The organism is Pseudarthrobacter sp. NIBRBAC000502771 (assembly GCF_006517215.1).
Taxonomy (GTDB): Bacteria; Actinomycetota; Actinomycetes; order Actinomycetales; family Micrococcaceae; genus Arthrobacter; species Arthrobacter niigatensis.
In genome coordinates, this window is the sequence record NZ_CP041187.1 from 1,957,247 (window position 1) to 1,973,941 (window position 16,695).

Consider the following 16,695-nt stretch of genomic DNA (forward strand, 5'->3'; position numbering starts at 1 on the left):
TCCGCTGCTGGAAACCCTTGCGGACCTGGTTCTCCAGTGCTAAAAAATCTATATCAGCCACCATAGATCGGCTGATACGGGAATGATGTTGGACCATCTCTTACGAGGAGGGAAGCCATGTTGATGCGAACCGATCCGTTCCGCGAGCTGGACAGGCTGGCCCAGCAGGTCCTCGGCACGGCTGCACGCCCGGCGGCGATGCCGATGGATGCATGGCGAGAGGACCAGGAATTCGTCGTGGCCTTTGATTTGCCCGGTGTCTCGGTGGACTCGGTGGACCTGGATGTTGAACGGAATGTCCTGACGGTGCGGGCCGAACGCCCGGACCCCGTGGGCAAGGACACCGAATTGGTCGCCTCTGAACGGCCGCGCGGCGTCTTCAGCCGCCAACTGATCCTCGGCGACACGCTGGACACTGACCACATCAAGGCCAGCTATGACGCCGGCGTCCTGACGCTGCGGATCCCGGTTGCCGAAAAGGCCAAGCCGCGCAAGATCGAGATCGAAACGAAGGGGGCAAAGCAGGAAATCGCCGCTTAGTTTCACCACAGGACCGGGAGGCGGGCACATCTGTTGACTGCCTTTTTGGGGCGAATCGCCATTCTGTGCACGCCACAGCGCCAGACAGCGCATCGGCAGCGTAAGCCTTACCCTCCCGCCACGGTGGCCCCCGGTTTCGGCCGGGGGCCATCCATGTCCCAGGACTCCCGCTGCGGGCGTGCTGCGGCTAGGCGTTCAGACGCTGAGTTCCAGCATCAGCGCGGGCAGTTCATCCGCCAGCTCGCGGGCCAGGAATCCCAGGGGACCCATCCTGCTGGCCAGCCGGTCCGCCGCGGCTGCGTGCAGGTGCGTACCCCAGCAGGCTGCCTGTGCGCAGGTCGTGCCCCGCGCCCGGAGCCCGGCAATCGCCCCCGCCAGCACGTCGCCGCTGCCGGACGTTCCCAAACCGCCGTACCCGGTGGTGATCTTCCACAGGCCGGGGCCGTCCGCATCGGGCCCCGTTGGCTTGCTGACCAGGCCCTGGCAGCTGACCACGGCACCAAACCGTTCAGAGATGCCGGCGACGTCCCGTTCGAGGTCCGCCACGTCCCGTCCCAGCAGGATGGCCGCTTCCGTGGGATTGGGTGTGAGAATCAACCGGCCGCGCCAAGGGTCCAGCTGGTCCTCCAGGTGCACCAAGGCGGCCAGTGCGTAGGCATCGAGGACGACGGCGGGGCCTCCTTGGCTGCCGTCGGAAGCGCCGGACGTGCCGTCCCCGCCACGGCCTGCCTCGCGGCTCAGCAGGGCCTGCAGCAGTTCGGCGGCCAGGTCAGGGTCGTCCAGGCCGGGCCCGACCAGCACGGTGTCTGCCCGGTCAAGGTAGGAGGAGATGCCGTCGAGTTCGGCCTTGACCGAGCCGCCGGACGTTTCCGGCATGGCAATGGCCCCACATTCCGGTACCGCCACCCCAAGTTGCACGGCCACCGACCCCGCCACTGCCAGCGTAAGTTTCCCCGCTCCCGCACGCAGCGCTGAAACGCCCGCCAGCAGTGCCGCGCCAGGGGTGGAGCGGGCGCCGCCCACCACCAGCACCGAGCCGCGGGAATACTTGTCAGCTCCCGGTGCCGGCAACCGCCAGTCCCGCAGGAGCGAGGGTGTAACGGGGACGGGAGAGGAGTCACTGAGGCCGGACACTGGTGTCCCCTGCGTGCTCGGTGACCGCGATGCCCTGCTCGGCCAAGTGGTCCGCGACATTGAAGCTCTCCAGTGTCCACGGGCCGGCGCCGGACGGGCGGACGAACCGGGTCACGGACGCGTTGAGGATGGCCTCCCTGGCGGCCAGGTCCAGCAACTCTTCTTCACTGAGCCCCTCCAGCACGTACCGGAACAGCATGATGACGGCGTCGTGGCACACCAGCATCACCCGGTGTCCGGTGCCCAGGTTGTTCAACTCCGCCAGGACGGACCGGAGCCGCAGCGCCACGTCGGCCCAGGATTCCCCTCCGGGCGGCCGGTAGTACAGCTTGCCGAGCCAGTCACGCCGCTCGGATTCCTCCGGGTAGCGGCTCTCCACACCCAGCCGGGTGAGCCGGTCCAGGATGCCCAGCTCACGGTCCCGCAGCCGCTCGTCCGTGCGCACCTGCACCGGCCAGCCGGCGGTTTCCACCGCGATCTCGGCCGTCTGCCGGGCCCGAGCGTAGGGGGAGGACACCACGGCGTCCGGCCGAAACTCCGCAGCGGTCCGGCCCAGGGCGGTACCCAGGGCTTTGGCCTGGTCCCGTCCCGTCCCGGACAGGTTCACGTCCGCATCGCGGGCGGGAACCTCGATGACTTCCACTCCGGCTTCCCGCGCCTCGGTGGCCGCAACGTTGCCTTCGCTCTCCCCATGCCGGATCAACAGCAGCTCCACAGCCCCGGCCTCCTGGACCGCCTGGGTCAGGCCGTCGTCGTCCGCCGCAGCACCCGCCGCCCGCTCATCCTTCACAACACCACCCCGTCCGCTCGCCGTGCCAAATGCAGGAACATTACCCACGGCGTACCCACGTGGCGGCGGAAAATAACGGACGGCCTACCGCTCGGGGGTCAGGACTTTCGAGAATACGGTGGCGCCGTTGGCGTTGCGGAGGCTGACGGTGAAGCTGTTGTCCTCGCCCAGCTGGACGTGCCCGAAGAACTGGTTTTCGCCGTCGCGCGGGGACTCACCGGCGAAGCGTCCCGTCTTGGAGAACACCACTTCGGGACCAAAGGTGCCGTCCATCGCGTTCGGACCGAAGGATCCCGCAGCGATGGGCCCGGCCACGAACTCCCAGAACGGATCGAAGTCGGTGAAGGCCGCCCGCTCGGGGGAGTAGTGGTGGGCGGCGCAGTAGTGGACGTCGGCGGTGAGCCAGACGGTGTTCTTGACGCCGTTGCGTTTGAACGCGCTGAGCACCCCGGCGATTTCCAGCTCACGGCCCAAGGGGGCGCCGGCGTCGCGATTGGACACGCTCTCCTCATTCACCGGGCCGTCCGGCACCACCACCCCCAGCGGCAGGTCGTTGGCGATCACCTTCCAGGTGGCCTTGGACTTGCTGACCTCGCTGACCAGCCAGTCCACCTGCTCCTGGCCCAAAATGGCGGTGGCGTAGGGTTCCTTGCCGTCCGTGTTGGGGGACTTGTAGGTGCGCATGTCCAGGCAGAAGATCTCCAGCTGCGGGCCACGGGAAATCTTCCGGTAGATTCGCGCCGGTTGGTAAGTGCCGGCGTCGTCGAATGTTCCCGGGCGCCAAATGGCCGAACTGTCCGCGATGGGCATGTTCTCCTGCCAGGCCTGCCGGCCGCGGGCGGCGAGGGTGTTGACGTCCCGCACGGTGTAGCGGGAGTCGTCCAGGATCTGGCCGGGGTACCAGTTGTTGTGCGTCTCGTGGTCGTCCCACTGGGCGATCACCGGGACGTCCGCGAACAGGGCCCGCATGTTGGCGTCCATGGAGTTGTAACGGTGCCGGCCGCGGAATTCGGTGAGGGTCTCGGCCACCTTGGACACCTCGTCGGTGACCAGGTTCTTCCACACCTGCCCGTCCTTTTCAGTGACGGTCTCCGCAATGGGGCCATCGGCGTAGATGGTGTCGCCTGAGTGGATAAAGAAGTCCGGCCGGGTCTGGTGCATGGCCCGGTAGCCGCGCATCCCGCCGATCTCCTCGTTGATGCCCCACCCCTGGCCGGCCGTGTCGCCCGTCCACACAAAGCTTTGCGCGGACGACGCCGGGACGTCGCCTCCGTTGCCCGTCCCACCGGTGCGGCCCTTGCCGTTGACCGTCCCCGTGTCCGGGGCCGTGCGGAACCCGCCGCGGACCGTCTCGCCCGCCGCGCCGCCGTCGTCCTCGAAACTGATCTCCAGCGAGAACCGGGTGTTGGAGGGCAGGTTCCCCGCGTGGATCTTGGCAGTAAAGTCGGACGCCTGGGTGGCGCGGGGTCCGCGGAGGACCCGCTCGAAAGCGCCCCGCCCGCTAAGCACCTGGCCGGCGTCGTCCACGGCGCGCAGCACGGCCGTCATGCGCCCGGCGCCCGAGGCACGCGACCAGAGGACGGCGGAATCCGAGGTGACGTCGCCGGTGGCGATGCCGCTGGGCAGGGTGAGCCTGTTGCGGACCAGTGCTACGCCGCCGGGAGACTGGGTGGCGGCCGTTGCGTTCGCGGCGGGGATGGAGGCCAGTGCGGCGGCGAGGACGGAACTCTTGACGATGGTGCGGCGGGAAACCCCGGCCTGGGAAGTCTCAGTCATGTCCTCAGGGTTTCCCGGGCGGGCACACGGATTCTGGCGATGGGGTGAACCCGGGGTGTACGACGCGCAAATTCACCCGCGACGCGCAGGTTCCCTGGAGACCCCGGGATGTGGGCCGCGGAAAGGAATATCAGCCGCGGCAACGTGTATGCGCGTCGCTGCGTGGCCATGCCGCAGCGCGCCGCCCGGACTATGGCTTCGCGAAGTCGCCGATCCGGCCTTCCCGCAAGGCCGCACCCACCGCCGCAATGCCGGCGTAATCGGGAAACAGCACGGACTGCCCGGCCACAAAGCCGGAGCCCAACGTGGGAAGGGTCATGGTTCCGATGGCGTTCACGTCCAGGTTGCGCAGGCTGTACGCCAGGGTCGCAGCCTGGACGGGGTCAAAGGCCCTGTCCACCGTGAGGCAGCAGGAGGCGAAATCGACCAGCGACCGCACCGCTGTCACGTCGTTCAGGGCACCTCCCCCTGTGAGCCGGGCCAGGATTGCCCGGAGCATGATCTGCTGGTCGCGGACCCGCTGGAAGTCCCCGTCGGAGAAGGCATAGCGCTCGCGGGAGAATTCCAGGGCGGCCTGGCCATCGAGGTGGTTCACGCCCGCGCTGAAGACGTGCTGGGTTTCGATGCTGGACTGGAAGGCCATGGGCACGTTGACGTCGATGCCGCCCAGGCCGTCCACCAGGAGCTTGAAACCGCCAAAGTCAAGCATCAGGGTGTGGTCGATGGTGATGCCCAGCAGTTGCTGCACGGCGGCGGTCTGCATGTCGATGCCGCCATACTGCAGCCCGGCGTTGATCTTGGCGCTGCCGAATCCGGGGATGGCCACCCAATTGTCCCGGTTGATCGAGATGAGGTAGAGGTTCCGCCGGTCGGCAGGGACGTGGACCACCATAAGGGTGTCGGCCCGCTGGTCCTGGGGTTCGCCGGTGGCGGCGGTGTGGGCCGCGGCGTCGCGGGCGGGGGTGTCGCGGGTATCGCTGCCGATGACGAGGATGTTCATTGGGACCGCAGGCAGGTCCGGAATGGGCGCAGGTGGCGGCGGCGGGGCAGGGGCCGGTGGAGGAGTTTCAGAGGGCGTGGGCGTGGGCGTCGGGCTGGGCGGCTGGGTCTGGGTGGCTGCCGGCTGCGCTTCCTGGCCTGCCCGGTTCAGGCTGAAGACCGCGACGCCGGCGGCCACCACCAGCACCAACGCCACCAGCGCGGCGATCCAGCGGCGCCGCCCCAGGGCAAGCATCCAGGCAGGCCGGGGGGAACTGCTTGGGCCCGGTTGCCGGGAGCCTGGATTTCCGGCGCCGGATGGATCAGGACCGCCTGGAACGCTCATGACGCCTCCACCTCATTGTGACTGGTGGGATCAGTGTCCGTCCCGAAGGGCCCTATTGGCTACAGGAGTATCCAAACTGTCACCTGGCAGGCCTGCCGCTCCCCGGAACTGCGGCAACGCACTTCAGCTACCGGGCAGCGCCCCCATGGACCGGAGAGTTGAGCCGTGCGTGGCGCAGGATGGAGACGATCGCAGGGGCCAGCTGGTCCTCCATCTCCCGGTAAACCTCCGGAGCGCGGCGGTAGGGGTCCACGATGTCGTTGTCCGCGGAATCGGCCGGCAGCGAGAGGTGCCGTACTCCGGCGGCTCGCGCCGGGAGCCCCCGCCACAAGGCGGCGTTGGCAGCGAGGCCGCCTTCGACGTCGGAACCGGCGTCCTGCGAAGGTACGACGGCGGCGGGCTGGCTGTCCGCGCCGGCCCTCCGCTGGCGGTCCTCCCGTTGATCGAGGACATCGAGCATTCGCGCGAACTCGCGGATGGTGAACGTCCGCTTGAGCAGGGAAGCGTCAAGCTGGAGGACCTCTCCGCGGTGGCCGGAAGTCATGGTGAGCACCAGGTCCACGCCGCGCAGGATCTTCGGCGTCAGCTGCCGCGCCGCGAACCCTTCCGGGTCCCCGCCGAAGGTCCGTACGATCTCTGCGGAGAGAGGCTGCATCGGCTCGCCCACCAGGGCCCGGGTGCCGGCGCTGGACACCTGGAAGCCGCCCGGCACGGCCTGGTCCAATCCTGCCTGCAGCAGCCGTTCGGCCACCGGCGACCGGCAGATGTTCCCGGTGCAGACGGTCAGGATCCGTACTGGTGTGGAAGTGTCCAAGGAGATGTTCTCTTTTCCCAGCTGGTGCCGGACCCGCTCAGGCCCGTGCCTTTCAACTTAACACGCGGCTGCCCGGCGGCGGCCTCCCGAACCGGGGTGCCGCCGCCGCGCCGCGCGCATTCGCGGGTCCGCCTGCTACAGCGCGGCCAGCAGCTGCTTCATCTGGGTGATTTCCGCCTGCTGGGCAGCCACGATGTCATGGCCCAGCTTGACCGCGTCCGGGAATTTGCCGGCGCTGATTTCCTGCTGGGACATGTCGATGGCGCCCTCGTGATGGCCGATCATCTGCTGGAGGAACAGCCGGGCAGCCTCGGTACCCGAAGCGGACTTGAGCTTGTTGATCCCGTCGTCGTCCACCATGCCTGCCATGCCGTGCCCGGAATGGTCACTCATCATGGTTGGCAAATTCCAGCCGGTGAGCCACCCGGTCATCTGCTTGATCTCCGGTGCCTGGGCCGCCTTGATCTTGGTGGCAAGCGCGATGACGTCGGCCGGCATGCCTGCCTTGGCCAGGATGATGTCGCTCATTTCCACGGCCTGGGAGTGGTGAGGAATCATCATCTGGGCAAACATGATGTCCGCCTGGTTGTGGTCGGCGCCGGCGTTGGGCGTGCTGCCGGCGCCCGGCATGGTGCTGGACATGGCGCCGGAGCTGCCGTGGTCCATGGGCATGCTGCTACCCGCACCGGCGTTGGCGGCACACCCGGCGAGGCCGAGGGAGGCAGCCAGGGCGGCAGCGATGGAAAGGGTCTTGAAAGTGGGGTTCATGGTTGTCCTTCAGCGAGTAATGGAACTGGGCCGTGATGGGTGGCGCAGTCCGGTTTACGTCCGGCTGATGGACAGCTCGCAGGGCGTGGGGCCCGGCGGCAGGTAGCCGTAGGTGGGCCCGGGATTGCCATAGGCCGGCTGCAGCGGCAGGACGGCCAGGGTTGCCTGCGGCGGGGAAATGGTAAGGGGACCGCTGGGAGCGGAGGGGACGCAGGGCGCCCCCGATTCCTTTACCCCCGGGCAGGAGCCGCCATAGGCGGCCCATGCCAGGTCCGGTGTGTCCACGGCAGCTGCGGCCGGCGCGTGGGCAGGCTGCGGAGCAGCGCTGGGCGAAGCAGCTGCGTTGGGCAATTTGCCATGCGAAGGAGTGCTGGGCGAAGCAGTGCTGTGCGAAGCACCGCCCTGGGACATGGCCCCGGGCGAAGCGTGCCCGGAGGTCAGCACATGCATGCCCAGCAGTCCCGCGATGACGGCCAGGGCAGCGGCGAACAGCCATGCCCTGCGAAGGAGGGCCGGCACGGCGCGGGTGGTCATGGCGGTCCCTCCTTCCGTTCGGTGTGCAGTGATCAACGTACCTCTGACGGGTTCAGTTTCAGGCGCCGGAGGAGCTGGGCGTTCAGTGCCACCACCACGGTGGACGCGGACATCAGCACGGCACCCGCCGCGGGGGAGAGGACCACCCCGGCGAAGGCCAGGACGCCGGCGGCCAGCGGCACGGACAGGATGTTGTAGCCGGTGGCCCACACCAGGTTCTGCCACATTTTCCGGTAGCTGGCGCGGGACAGGTCCACCATGGACAGGACTGCCCGGGGATCGTTCCCGGCCAGCACCACGCCGGCGGACTCCACGGCGACGTCGGTTCCCGCGCCGATGGCGATGCCCACCTCGGCCCGTGCCAGGGCAGGGGAGTCGTTGACGCCGTCGCCTACCATGGCCACCTTCATCCCGCGGCCCTGCAGCTCGGCGACTTTCTTGTCCTTGTCTGCCGGCAGGACCTCGGCGAAGACCTCGTCGATGCCCAGGTCGGCCGCCACCGCCTGCGCCACCTGGTGGGCGTCGCCGGTAACCATGGCCACCTTGACGCCGCGCCGCTGCAGGGCCTGCACGGCCTGCCGCGACTCCGGCCGCACGGCATCCTCCATGCTGACGGCACCCAGGACCCTGCCGTCGTCGACCACGTGCAGCACGGCGGCGCCCCGGTCCATCCACGTGCGCGTACTGGCCGCCAAAGAGTCAGGCTCGACGACGCCGAGTTCGCGCAGCAGCGCCGGCCCGCCCACGTGCACCGTACGTCCGTCCACGCCGGCCCTTACGCCGCGGCCCGTCAGTGCGGTGAAGCCGGTGGCAGCCGGGAGCGTTAGATTCCGTTCCCTGGCGGCCCGCACGATGGCGCGCGCCACCGGATGTTCGCTGTCTGACTCCACCGCGGCGGCCAGTGCCAGCACTGCGTCGGGATCCGCGCCGTCCGCAACGGCAACGTCCTTCAGTTCCGGTTCGCCGGTGGTCAGGGTGCCGGTTTTGTCGAACAGGACAACGTCGATGGTGCGCATACGCTCCAGTGCCATCCGGTTCTTGATCAGTACACCGGCGCGGGCGGCCTGTTCGGTGGAGATGGCAATCACCAGCGGGATGGCCAGCCCCAGGGCGTGCGGGCAGGCGATGACCAATACGGTGACGGTTCGCGTGACAGCGTCCGGGACGCTGCCGAGCAATGTCCACGCGATGAAGGTCAGGAGGCCGGCGCCGGCGGCGAAGTAGAAGAGGAACGCCGCGGCGCGGTCCGCCAGCGCCTGCGCGCGGGATGATGAGGCCTGCGCTTCCTCCACCAGCCGCTGGATCCCGGCCAGTGCGGTCTGGTCCCCAACGGCCGTTACCCGGACCCGGACGCTGCTGTCGGTGGCCACGGTTCCGGCTACCACCGCGTCCCCGGCGCCGCGGGCCACGGTCCTGGACTCCCCGGTGATCATGGACTCGTCGAACTCGGCCTGCCCGTCCACCACGCTGCCGTCAGCCGGCATGCGGGCGCCGGGCCGGACCAGGACCAAGTCCCCGGGGCTTAGCTCAGACACCGGGACAGTCTCGGTGCCGGCGTCCGTAATGCGTTCGGCCTCGTCCGGCAGCAGGGCCGCCAAGGCATCCAGCGCGCCCTGCGCGGACCCGAGGGCGCGCATCTCGATCCAGTGGCCCAGCAGCATGATGGCCACCAGTAACGCCAGCTCCCACCAGAAGTCGAGCTCGAACCCGCCGATCCCCAGGCTGGTGACCCAGGACGCGGCGAAGGCTACGGAAATGGCCATGCCAATCAGCAGCATCATCCCCGGCGAACGGTCTTTGAGCTCCTGCAGGCCGCCCTTGAGGAACGGCTGGCCACCATAGAGGAAGATTACCGTCCCCAGCACCGGCGGGATCCAGGCGGCGCCTGGGAATTCCGGCGGCATGTAGCCCAGGAGATGGCCCATCATGGGGCTGAAAAAGACCACGGGGACGGCGAGGGCCAGGGTCAGCCAGAACCTGTTCTTGAACATGGCGGTGCTGTGCCCGGCGTGCTGGCCGTGGGTGTGGACGGTGTGGTCGTCGTCGCCGTGGGCAGCTTGGCCATTATGGTGTGCGTGCCCTGCGCCGTGTGCCGGTGCCTGGGTAAGCGTCCCGCTGGGTGGCTGGTGGTGCTCCGGGGAACTGCCTTGATGGTGCATGTGGTGATTGTCCTGCATTCTTCCTCCTGGGAGGCAGTCGCCGCCCGGACCTGGTCCGGGGCTGCGAAATCTTGGGCGTGCCTGTGATGCTGCGCGGCTCAGAAGTCGCGCTGCGGTGCCGCATCGGCGTCGGACCGTACGACGGCGGCGGGAGAGGCGTGCGCGGAAGGTTCAGGGAGGGCGGCGCCCGGCCGGGCGGCCTGGGCAGGGCCGCAGCAGCTGCAGGCGGCGGAAGCGAGGGGGAGTTGGGGGCGGTTCCCGGTGTTCATGTCAGTTCCAATCCGTTGAGGGAATCAAGGGGTGCTGGGGTTGAACGGCTGTGAAGGCCGGTGGGCACCAGCCGGGACATACCACTTCACTGACAACACCGACACCATACCCCCTGGGGGTATGGTGGTCAAGTGTGCTAGGGCATTTTCCGGAGGACGTCCATAGGGCCTCCCGCACTACCTTCCCTCCGCCGGGGCGGCCATACTGGAAAGAGCGAGGACAGAACCGGCCCGCTGGGGGCCGGCGCACGCCGGGAGGTGGACCTGTGACGGAGCTCAGCGGCCTGTACACATACTCGAGTGCCCTCGGGGACAGCGAAAGCGATGCTGGAACCTTCAGGGTGGACATCGAGCCGGCAGGTCCAACCTTCCACTGGTCCGACGGTACCTACCGGCTGCACGGATACCGCCGCGGCGAAGTTGTCCCCACCATGGAGCTGGTCTTCGCCCACAAGCATCCCGATGACCGCGACCGGTGCGAGGAGATCGTGGCGCAGGTCTGCAACACCGGCGGCTTCTTCTGCCTGTACCACCGGCTGGTCGATGCCCAGGGCAGGACCCGGCGGGTGCTGACAGCAGGCGAGGCTATCCTCGGCCCGGACGGTGCAGTCACGGCACTCGAGGGCGTGATGGTGGATCTGAGCCGGACGCTGCAGCGTGAAACCGAACAAACCGCCCGCGAGGCCGTGGCCGGCGCTACGGCAACCCGCACCGTAATTGACCGGGCGCGGGGGATCCTCATGGGCCAGCTCAAGATTGGCTCTGATGACGCCTTCCAACTGCTGGTGACCACCAGCAGCCACCGGAACGTCAAACTCGTGGCGGTGGCTGCGGAGCTGGTGCAGCTGGCCAATTCACCGGAAGCACGGACCTATCTGGACCGGGCCGTGCGGGCCATCGACCTGCATGGCCGTCCGGACTCCGCCGGGGGCCGCCGCGCGGGCTGAAGCCTGTTGCCCGTAGGATTGGAGCAGGTGCGCCGGGAAGTCTGGTCGGCATGGATTTGTCGAACCCGGATTTAAGGACGCCCCATGAACTCCACGCCGCCCACCCCGCGCCGGAACACCTTTCCCGGTTCCACCGTCTTTTCCCGCGGCAGTTACTCCGAGGCGCTGCGGATCGGCGAGATCCTCCGCAAGGAGACCGTGGGCGGGGCCCTCCTGGTCGCAGCCGCCGTCATCGCGCTGATCTGGGCCAACTCGCCGGCGTCGGAGAGCTACTTTGCCCTCCGCGACTTCAAGGTGGGCTACGAACCGTGGCACCTTGACCTCAGCCTGGGGGCCTGGGCGGCGGACGGCCTGCTGGCCATCTTCTTCTTCCTGGTGGGCCTGGAACTCAAGCGGGAATTCGTGGCCGGTGACCTGCGCCAGCTCAACAAGTCGATCGTGCCCGTGGCGGCCGCCGTGGGAGGGGTGGCTGTCCCGGCGGTGATTTACGCCGTCGTCAATTTTTCCAGCCCTGGCACGCTCCGCGGCTGGGCGATCCCCACAGCCACGGACATTGCGTTCGCCGTTGCCGTGCTGGCGATCATCGGCTCACACCTGCCCAGCGCCCTGCGGATCTTCCTGCTCACGCTGGCCGTGGTGGACGACCTGATCGCCATCACCATCATCGCGTTCTTCTACTCCAGCGACATCCAGGTGGCCCCGCTGCTGCTGGCGCTCATCCCGCTGGCCATCTACGCCTTCCTCGCGCAGGCATACCGTCGTTTCTTCGGCCGCCATGCGGCCGCCGCCTGGCTGATCCTGCTGCCACTGGGTGCCGCCACCTGGGCCCTGGTGCACGCGTCCGGCATCCACGCCACCGTGGCCGGCGTTCTCCTGGGCTTCGCGATCCCCGTAATCCGCTCGCAGGCGTCCGGCGGGCCCGACGCCGGCCCAGGGCTCGCGGAAATCTTCGAGCACCGGTTCCGGCCCATTTCCGCCGGCGTAGCCGTCCCCATTTTTGCGTTCTTTTCCGCGGGCGTGGCCGTTGGCGGCTGGGCTGGCCTGGGGTCAGCCCTGGCAGACCCCGTGGCCCTGGGCATCATCCTGGGCCTGGTTCTGGGCAAGCCGATCGGCATCCTGGCCACCACGTGGATCCTGACCAAGGCCACCCGGGCAAGCCTGGACAGCTCGTTCAAGTGGATCGATGTGTTCGGTGTGGCCCTGCTGGCGGGGATCGGTTTCACCGTCTCGCTGCTGGTGGCAGAGCTGAGCTTTGGGCACGGCAGCCTGCACGATGACCACGCCAAGGTGGGAATCCTGGCTGCATCACTGATCGCCGCGCTGCTGGCCACCGCCGTGCTGCGCACCCGCAACCGCCAGTACCGGCTGGCCGAAGAGCTCGAAAAAGTCGACTCTGACAACGACGGCGTCCCGGACGTCTACCAGCAGCGCACTTAGGCCGCGGGTCCTGGGGCCGTCCGGCCGGAAGGGCCGGACCCCCGGCTCAGGCCCTCGCGAGCGGCTTCGCCTGGGTCGGTGGAACGGCCGGTGCCGGTTCAACGTGGCGGATCTCCAGGGCCTCGGGGTCCAGCAGCTTGCGCGCGCCGGTCCGGGCGTCCAGGATCCAGAAGAGTTCGAGGGCAGGGACGACGTCGGTCACCCGGCCTTTGTGGAAAAGCCTGCCCCGGTGCCACGCCTCGATCTGGTCGCCGATGCGGAGCTGGGCGGTGCCTATACCTTGTGCCTCCATTGGGCTGCCTCCTGCTGTTGAATCCCCGTAAGCTCAGCTTGCCGTGGACAGGTTGCCGGAGTGTTTCGGCCCGGTGTTTTTTCTGTGTCTTGTGTGGCTGGAGGGGCTAGTCCTCCATCGGGAATGCCACGGCCTCGCCCACCACGCGCAGGCAGAGCTCCATCCCGGGGCGGGCGATCGAGGCGTTCCAGTGCCGGATGGTGATCACTTCGCCGCCGCCCGGGTAGCGGTGGTCGGCGTGCTCCGCCACTTCCTTGGGTACATTGAGCTTCAGCCGCACGGTGGTTTCGGGCCCGAAGTAGTCGGTGTCCACCACCACGCCGCGGATGGGACCGTCCTCGGCAATGCGGATCTGTTCCGGCCGCAGCATCAGCTGCACGCGGCCCTGCGCCGGTGGCCTGCGCACCGGGATGCCGCCCAGGGAGCACGTGGCCAGGGTCCCTTCCAGCCAGGCGTCCAGGATGACGGCGTCGCCCAGGAACTCGGCGGTGGCCCGGTCCGCGGGCCGGGTGTACACCACGAAGGGGTTGCCGATCTGTGCCAGCTTGCCGCCGCGCATCACGGCCACCTGGTCCGCGAAGGACAGTGCCTCGGCCTGGTCATGGGTGACCAGGATGGTGGTGACGCCGGCCTCGGTCAGGACCTTGGCCACGGCGCGGCGCGTGGCCACGCGCAGGCCGGCGTCCAAGGCTGAGAACGGCTCGTCCAGGAGCATCAGCTCAGGTTCGCGTGCAAGGGCCCGGGCCAGGGCAACGCGCTGCTGCTGTCCACCGGAAAGCTGGTGTGGCCGGCGCTTGGCCATGGAGGGGTCCAGGGACACCATTTCCAGCAGCTCCGCCACGCGGGCGTTCACGGCGCGGCGTCCGCCCTCGAGCCTGGCCGGATTCAGGCCGAAGGCAATGTTCTGTCCAACGTTCAGGTGCGGGAAGAGGGCACCATCCTGCGCCACATACCCGATCTGCCGCTTATGCGCCGGAAGCCATGCGCCGTCGCCGGCCACGGTGGTGCCGTTAAGCGAGATGGTGCCGGTGTCCGGGTGCTCGAACCCGGCGATCAGGCGCAGGAGGGTGGTCTTGCCCGAACCGGATGGACCCACGATCGCGGTGGTCCCGCCCTTGGCCACAGACAGGTTGACGCCCTTGAGGACCGCCTGGGATCCGAAGTTCTTGGTGACGTCCGTGATCTGCAGGTGGCTGTTGGTGGTGGCTGCCACCGAAGGTGCCACCCGCGGCTCGGGCAGCCTGCGGGTTGATGGTGCTGTCACTGTCCGGCTACTTTCTTGGACTGTTGGAAGAGGAGATAGGTCATGGGCGCGGAAAGCAGGATCATCAGCAGGGCATAGGGCGCCGCGCCGGCGTAATCGATCTCGCTGCTCTTGCTCCAGAACTCGGTGGCCAGTGTCTTGGTGCCGTTCGGGGAGAGGAGCAAGGTGGCCGTGAGTTCGTTGGCAATGGCCAGGAACACCAGGGCCGCGCCGCCGGCCGCGGCCGGGGCCGTGAGCCGCAGGGTGACGCGGATGAACGCAAGCAGCGGGGGCTTGCCCAGCGCCTGGGCTGCCTCATCGAGTTCCTTGGGGGCCTGCGCCAGTCCGGCCCGAAGGTTCACCAGGGCACGTGGGAGGAACAGGAGCACGTAGGCTGCCACCAGCACGCCGGCCGTTTGGTAGATCCCGGGCACAAGGCGGATGCTGACGGTGACGAAGGCCAGGGCCACCACGATGCCGGGCATGGAGCTGGTGACGTAGTTGGACAGTTCCAGTGACTTGCTGAACCAGCCGGGCTTCCGGACCGCCAGGTATGCCATGGGGAACGCGACCACGATGGTGGCCGCGGCACCGGCGAGCCCGTACCCGAAGGTGGCAAAAAGCGCGGGAAGGAATTCGGTGGCCGTCCACACCTCGGCGCCGCCGGCCACAATCCACTTGAGCACGTAATACAGGGGGAGGCCGAACGCCAGCGCCGTCAGCGCCAGCAGGAAGACCTGGCCCGGGACCTGGTAGGCGTGCAGCGGGAGACGCAGCGCCTTGGCCTGCACTCCGGAGCCGATCCTGGCGTACCGGGCGGTGCCGCGGCTGCGGACCTCCGCCAGCAGCAGGAGCAGGCAGAAGAACACCAGGACGCTTGCCAGCATGTTCCCGGCGGCCCCGTTGAACGTGGACCGGTACTGGGTCATGATCGCGGTGGTGAAGGTGTCAAAGCGGATCATGGCGAATGCGCCGTATTCGGCGAGCAGGTGCAGTCCCACCAGCAGCGCGCCGCCCGTCAGGGCGATCCGCAGCTGGGGGAGCACCACCCGGAAGAAGGCCCGCCAGGCGCCCAGCCCCAGCGCGGCCGCGGACTGTTCAATGGCCGGGTCCAGCCGGCTGAGGGTGGCGGCCGCCGGGATGTAGACCAGCGGGAAGTAGGACAGGGTGGAGATCAGGATCCCCGAGCCCAGGCCGCCCAGCGACGGGATGGCCGATACCCACGCGTAGCTGTTCACGAACGCAGGGACGGCCAGCGGCGCGGCCAGCAGGACCGCCCAGATCCGGCGGCCGCGGAGGTTGGTCCGTTCCACCAGCCACGCCCCCGCCACGCCAAGCAGCAGGCACAGCGGGATGGTGGCGGCCATGAGGAGCAGCGTGTTCATGAGCAGTTCGCCCACGCGGGGCCGCAGGATGAGGCCGACGGCGGTATCCCACCCGGTTGCCACCGTCATGTAGACCACGTACCCCAGCGGGACGAGGGAGAAGAGGGCGATCAGCACCGCCAGGACAGATACCGCGGAAACGCCCAAAGGCGGGCGGGGGCTGCTGCCCCTGCCCGCCGTCGTCGCGCCCGCCCTTGGCGGAGCCGATAGATCGGAGGTCACGGAATCAGAGTAGTCCGGCCTGCGTCATCAGATCGCTGGCCTTCTGCGAGTTGAGCTTTGCGGCGTCAACCTTGGGGGCCTGCAGGTCCTTGATGGGAACCAGCTTGTCGTTGGCGGGGACGTCGGAGCCGATGGCGTACTCGAAGGACGTACCGTTCTTCAGGACTTCCTGCCCCTTCTTGCCCGTGATGAACTTCAGGAATGCCTGCGCAGCGGCAGCATTCTTGGAGGACTTGAGCACGCCGCCGCCGGAGACGGACAGGAACGCACCCGGGTCCTGGTTCTTGAAGTAGTACGGCGTGACGTTGTTGGAGTTCTCGCCGGTCTTGGCCTGGTCGCCGTAGTAGTAGTAGTGGTAGATGAGGGCCGCATCCACTTCACCGGCGTTGACAGCCTTCATGGCCGTGCTGTTGCCCTTGTAGGCCTTGGAGTTGTCCTTCATGGCCTTCAGCCAGTCCTCCGTAGCGGAGTCGCCCTTGAGTTCCAGCAGGGCCGAGACGATCGCCTGGAAGTCGGCGCCGGTGGGCGAGGCAGCCCAGCGGCCCTTCCACTCCGGCTTGGCCAGGTCCAGCATTGACTTGGGCAGCTGGTCCTCGGTGAGCTTGGTCTTGTTGTACACCAGCACGGTGGAGCGGGCCGCAATGCCCGTCCACTTCCCGGTGGACGGAGAGAACTCGGCGGGGACCTGGTCCAGGGTGTCCTTGTTGACGTCCGCGAACAGGCCGGCGTTCTCAACCTGCGTCATGGCGGGGGAGTTCTCGGTCAGGAACACGTCAGCGGGGGAGGCCTGGCCTTCCTGGATGATCTGGTTGGACATTTCCGTGTCATCGCCCTGGCGGAGGGTCACCTTGATGCCGGTTTCCGCGGTGAAGGCGTCAACCCATTCCTGGGTGAGGCTTTCGTGCTGGGCGTTGTAGACGGTGATCTCGCCTGAGGCGGGGCCGCCGGAGGCGGAGGAGCCGTTGCCTGCGGGGGTGCCGCCGCCGCAGGCGGTCAGGCCGAGAGCTGCGGTGGCGGCGAGTGCGATGCCTGCCAGCGCGCTGTTGCGGATCTTCATTGAG

At 68.2% G+C, this 16,695-nt stretch carries 16 protein-coding genes; 3 read left to right on the top strand and 13 right to left on the bottom strand.

The genetic code is table 11. The annotated features are described in order from the left end of the window. Window positions 1–117: 117 nt before the first annotated feature. Window positions 118–540: an Hsp20/alpha crystallin family protein gene (locus tag NIBR502771_RS09125; RefSeq protein WP_141159480.1), complete on the top strand. Its 423-nt coding sequence runs from the start codon at window positions 118–120 to the stop codon at window positions 538–540. 195 nt (window positions 541–735) lie between these two features. On the opposite strand, the gene NIBR502771_RS09130 is transcribed toward NIBR502771_RS09125, so the two are convergent. The 9 genes from NIBR502771_RS09130 to NIBR502771_RS20710 all read right to left on the bottom strand — a co-directional run bounded on the left by NIBR502771_RS09130 (window position 736) and on the right by NIBR502771_RS20710 (window position 10,108). Next, entirely contained in the window at window positions 736–1,674 is a 939-nt protein-coding gene (locus NIBR502771_RS09130) for an NAD(P)H-hydrate dehydratase (protein ID WP_246839847.1), read from the bottom strand. Then, the gene (locus NIBR502771_RS09135) at window positions 1,658–2,464 is read right to left on the bottom strand and encodes a histidine phosphatase family protein (protein ID WP_141159482.1); all 807 of its coding nucleotides are present in this window, start codon (window positions 2,462–2,464) and stop codon (window positions 1,658–1,660) included. The genes NIBR502771_RS09130 and NIBR502771_RS09135 overlap by 17 nt, the downstream gene beginning before the upstream one ends. Window positions 2,465–2,548: 84 nt before the next feature. Then, on the bottom strand, window positions 2,549–4,240 hold the full coding sequence (locus tag NIBR502771_RS09140; protein ID WP_141159483.1) for an alkaline phosphatase: 1,692 nt from the start codon (window positions 4,238–4,240) through the stop codon (window positions 2,549–2,551). Between the two features lie 190 nt (window positions 4,241–4,430). Continuing rightward, complete coding sequence (locus tag NIBR502771_RS09145; RefSeq protein ID WP_246839848.1) at window positions 4,431–5,474, bottom strand: LCP family protein; 1,044 nt, start codon at window positions 5,472–5,474, stop codon at window positions 4,431–4,433. Window positions 5,475–5,691: 217 nt separating this feature from the next. After that, window positions 5,692–6,378 carry a low molecular weight phosphatase family protein gene (locus NIBR502771_RS09150; RefSeq protein ID WP_141159485.1) on the bottom strand — a complete coding sequence of 229 codons (687 nt, stop codon included), beginning with the start codon at window positions 6,376–6,378 and terminating at the stop codon, window positions 5,692–5,694. A gap of 135 nt (window positions 6,379–6,513) precedes the next feature. Next, a complete protein-coding gene (locus NIBR502771_RS09155; protein ID WP_141159486.1) occupies window positions 6,514–7,146 on the bottom strand; it encodes a DUF305 domain-containing protein in 633 nt (210 codons plus the stop codon). 54 nt (window positions 7,147–7,200) lie between these two features. After that, window positions 7,201–7,680: a hypothetical protein gene (locus NIBR502771_RS09160; RefSeq protein WP_141159487.1), complete on the bottom strand. Its 480-nt coding sequence runs from the start codon at window positions 7,678–7,680 to the stop codon at window positions 7,201–7,203. 32 nt (window positions 7,681–7,712) lie between these two features. Further along, entirely contained in the window at window positions 7,713–9,857 is a 2,145-nt protein-coding gene (locus NIBR502771_RS09165; protein ID WP_141159488.1) for a heavy metal translocating P-type ATPase, read from the bottom strand. A gap of 80 nt (window positions 9,858–9,937) precedes the next feature. Continuing rightward, on the bottom strand, window positions 9,938–10,108 hold the full coding sequence (locus NIBR502771_RS20710; protein ID WP_168225730.1) for a hypothetical protein: 171 nt from the start codon (window positions 10,106–10,108) through the stop codon (window positions 9,938–9,940). A gap of 266 nt (window positions 10,109–10,374) precedes the next feature. On the opposite strand from NIBR502771_RS20710, the gene NIBR502771_RS09170 reads away from it, so the two are divergent. Together NIBR502771_RS09170 and nhaA are read left to right on the top strand one after the other, a co-directional pair. Further along, a complete protein-coding gene (locus NIBR502771_RS09170) occupies window positions 10,375–11,055 on the top strand; it encodes a PAS and ANTAR domain-containing protein (RefSeq protein ID WP_141159489.1) in 681 nt (226 codons plus the stop codon). Between the two features lie 84 nt (window positions 11,056–11,139). Next, a complete protein-coding gene (gene nhaA, locus NIBR502771_RS09175) occupies window positions 11,140–12,492 on the top strand; it encodes a Na+/H+ antiporter NhaA (RefSeq protein ID WP_141159490.1) in 1,353 nt (450 codons plus the stop codon). 46 nt (window positions 12,493–12,538) lie between these two features. On the opposite strand, the gene NIBR502771_RS09180 is transcribed toward nhaA, so the two are convergent. From NIBR502771_RS09180 to NIBR502771_RS09195, 4 genes are all read right to left on the bottom strand, one after another. After that, a complete protein-coding gene (locus tag NIBR502771_RS09180; protein ID WP_141159491.1) occupies window positions 12,539–12,784 on the bottom strand; it encodes a hypothetical protein in 246 nt (81 codons plus the stop codon). 106 nt (window positions 12,785–12,890) lie between these two features. Then, window positions 12,891–14,048 (bottom strand): ABC transporter ATP-binding protein, encoded by a 1,158-nt coding sequence (locus NIBR502771_RS09185; RefSeq protein WP_210411370.1) that lies wholly within the window; start codon window positions 14,046–14,048, stop codon window positions 12,891–12,893. Continuing rightward, window positions 14,045–15,634 (bottom strand): iron ABC transporter permease, encoded by a 1,590-nt coding sequence (locus tag NIBR502771_RS09190; protein ID WP_210411372.1) that lies wholly within the window; start codon window positions 15,632–15,634, stop codon window positions 14,045–14,047. The genes NIBR502771_RS09185 and NIBR502771_RS09190 overlap by 4 nt, the downstream gene beginning before the upstream one ends. Window positions 15,635–15,638: 4 nt before the next feature. Further along, complete coding sequence (locus NIBR502771_RS09195) at window positions 15,639–16,691, bottom strand: iron ABC transporter substrate-binding protein (protein WP_141159492.1); 1,053 nt, start codon at window positions 16,689–16,691, stop codon at window positions 15,639–15,641. Window positions 16,692–16,695: the final 4 nt, after the last annotated feature.

Excerpts from the sequence above, each read along its gene's own strand:
- NIBR502771_RS09125 (WP_141159480.1), top strand. The coding sequence starts at position 118 with ATGTTGATGCGAACCGATCCGTTCCGCGAGCTGGACAGGCTGGCCCAG.
- NIBR502771_RS09140 (WP_141159483.1), bottom strand. The coding sequence starts at position 4,240 with ATGACTGAGACTTCCCAGGCCGGGGTTTCCCGCCGCACCATCGTCAAG.
- NIBR502771_RS09145 (WP_246839848.1), bottom strand. The coding sequence starts at position 5,474 with ATGCTTGCCCTGGGGCGGCGCCGCTGGATCGCCGCGCTGGTGGCGTTG.
- NIBR502771_RS09155 (WP_141159486.1), bottom strand. The coding sequence starts at position 7,146 with ATGAACCCCACTTTCAAGACCCTTTCCATCGCTGCCGCCCTGGCTGCC.
- NIBR502771_RS09160 (WP_141159487.1), bottom strand. The coding sequence starts at position 7,680 with ATGACCACCCGCGCCGTGCCGGCCCTCCTTCGCAGGGCATGGCTGTTC.
- NIBR502771_RS09165 (WP_141159488.1), bottom strand. The coding sequence starts at position 9,857 with ATGCAGGACAATCACCACATGCACCATCAAGGCAGTTCCCCGGAGCAC.
- NIBR502771_RS20710 (WP_168225730.1), bottom strand. The coding sequence starts at position 10,108 with ATGAACACCGGGAACCGCCCCCAACTCCCCCTCGCTTCCGCCGCCTGC.
- nhaA (WP_141159490.1), top strand. The coding sequence starts at position 11,140 with ATGAACTCCACGCCGCCCACCCCGCGCCGGAACACCTTTCCCGGTTCC.
- NIBR502771_RS09180 (WP_141159491.1), bottom strand. The coding sequence starts at position 12,784 with ATGGAGGCACAAGGTATAGGCACCGCCCAGCTCCGCATCGGCGACCAG.
- NIBR502771_RS09195 (WP_141159492.1), bottom strand. The coding sequence starts at position 16,691 with ATGAAGATCCGCAACAGCGCGCTGGCAGGCATCGCACTCGCCGCCACC.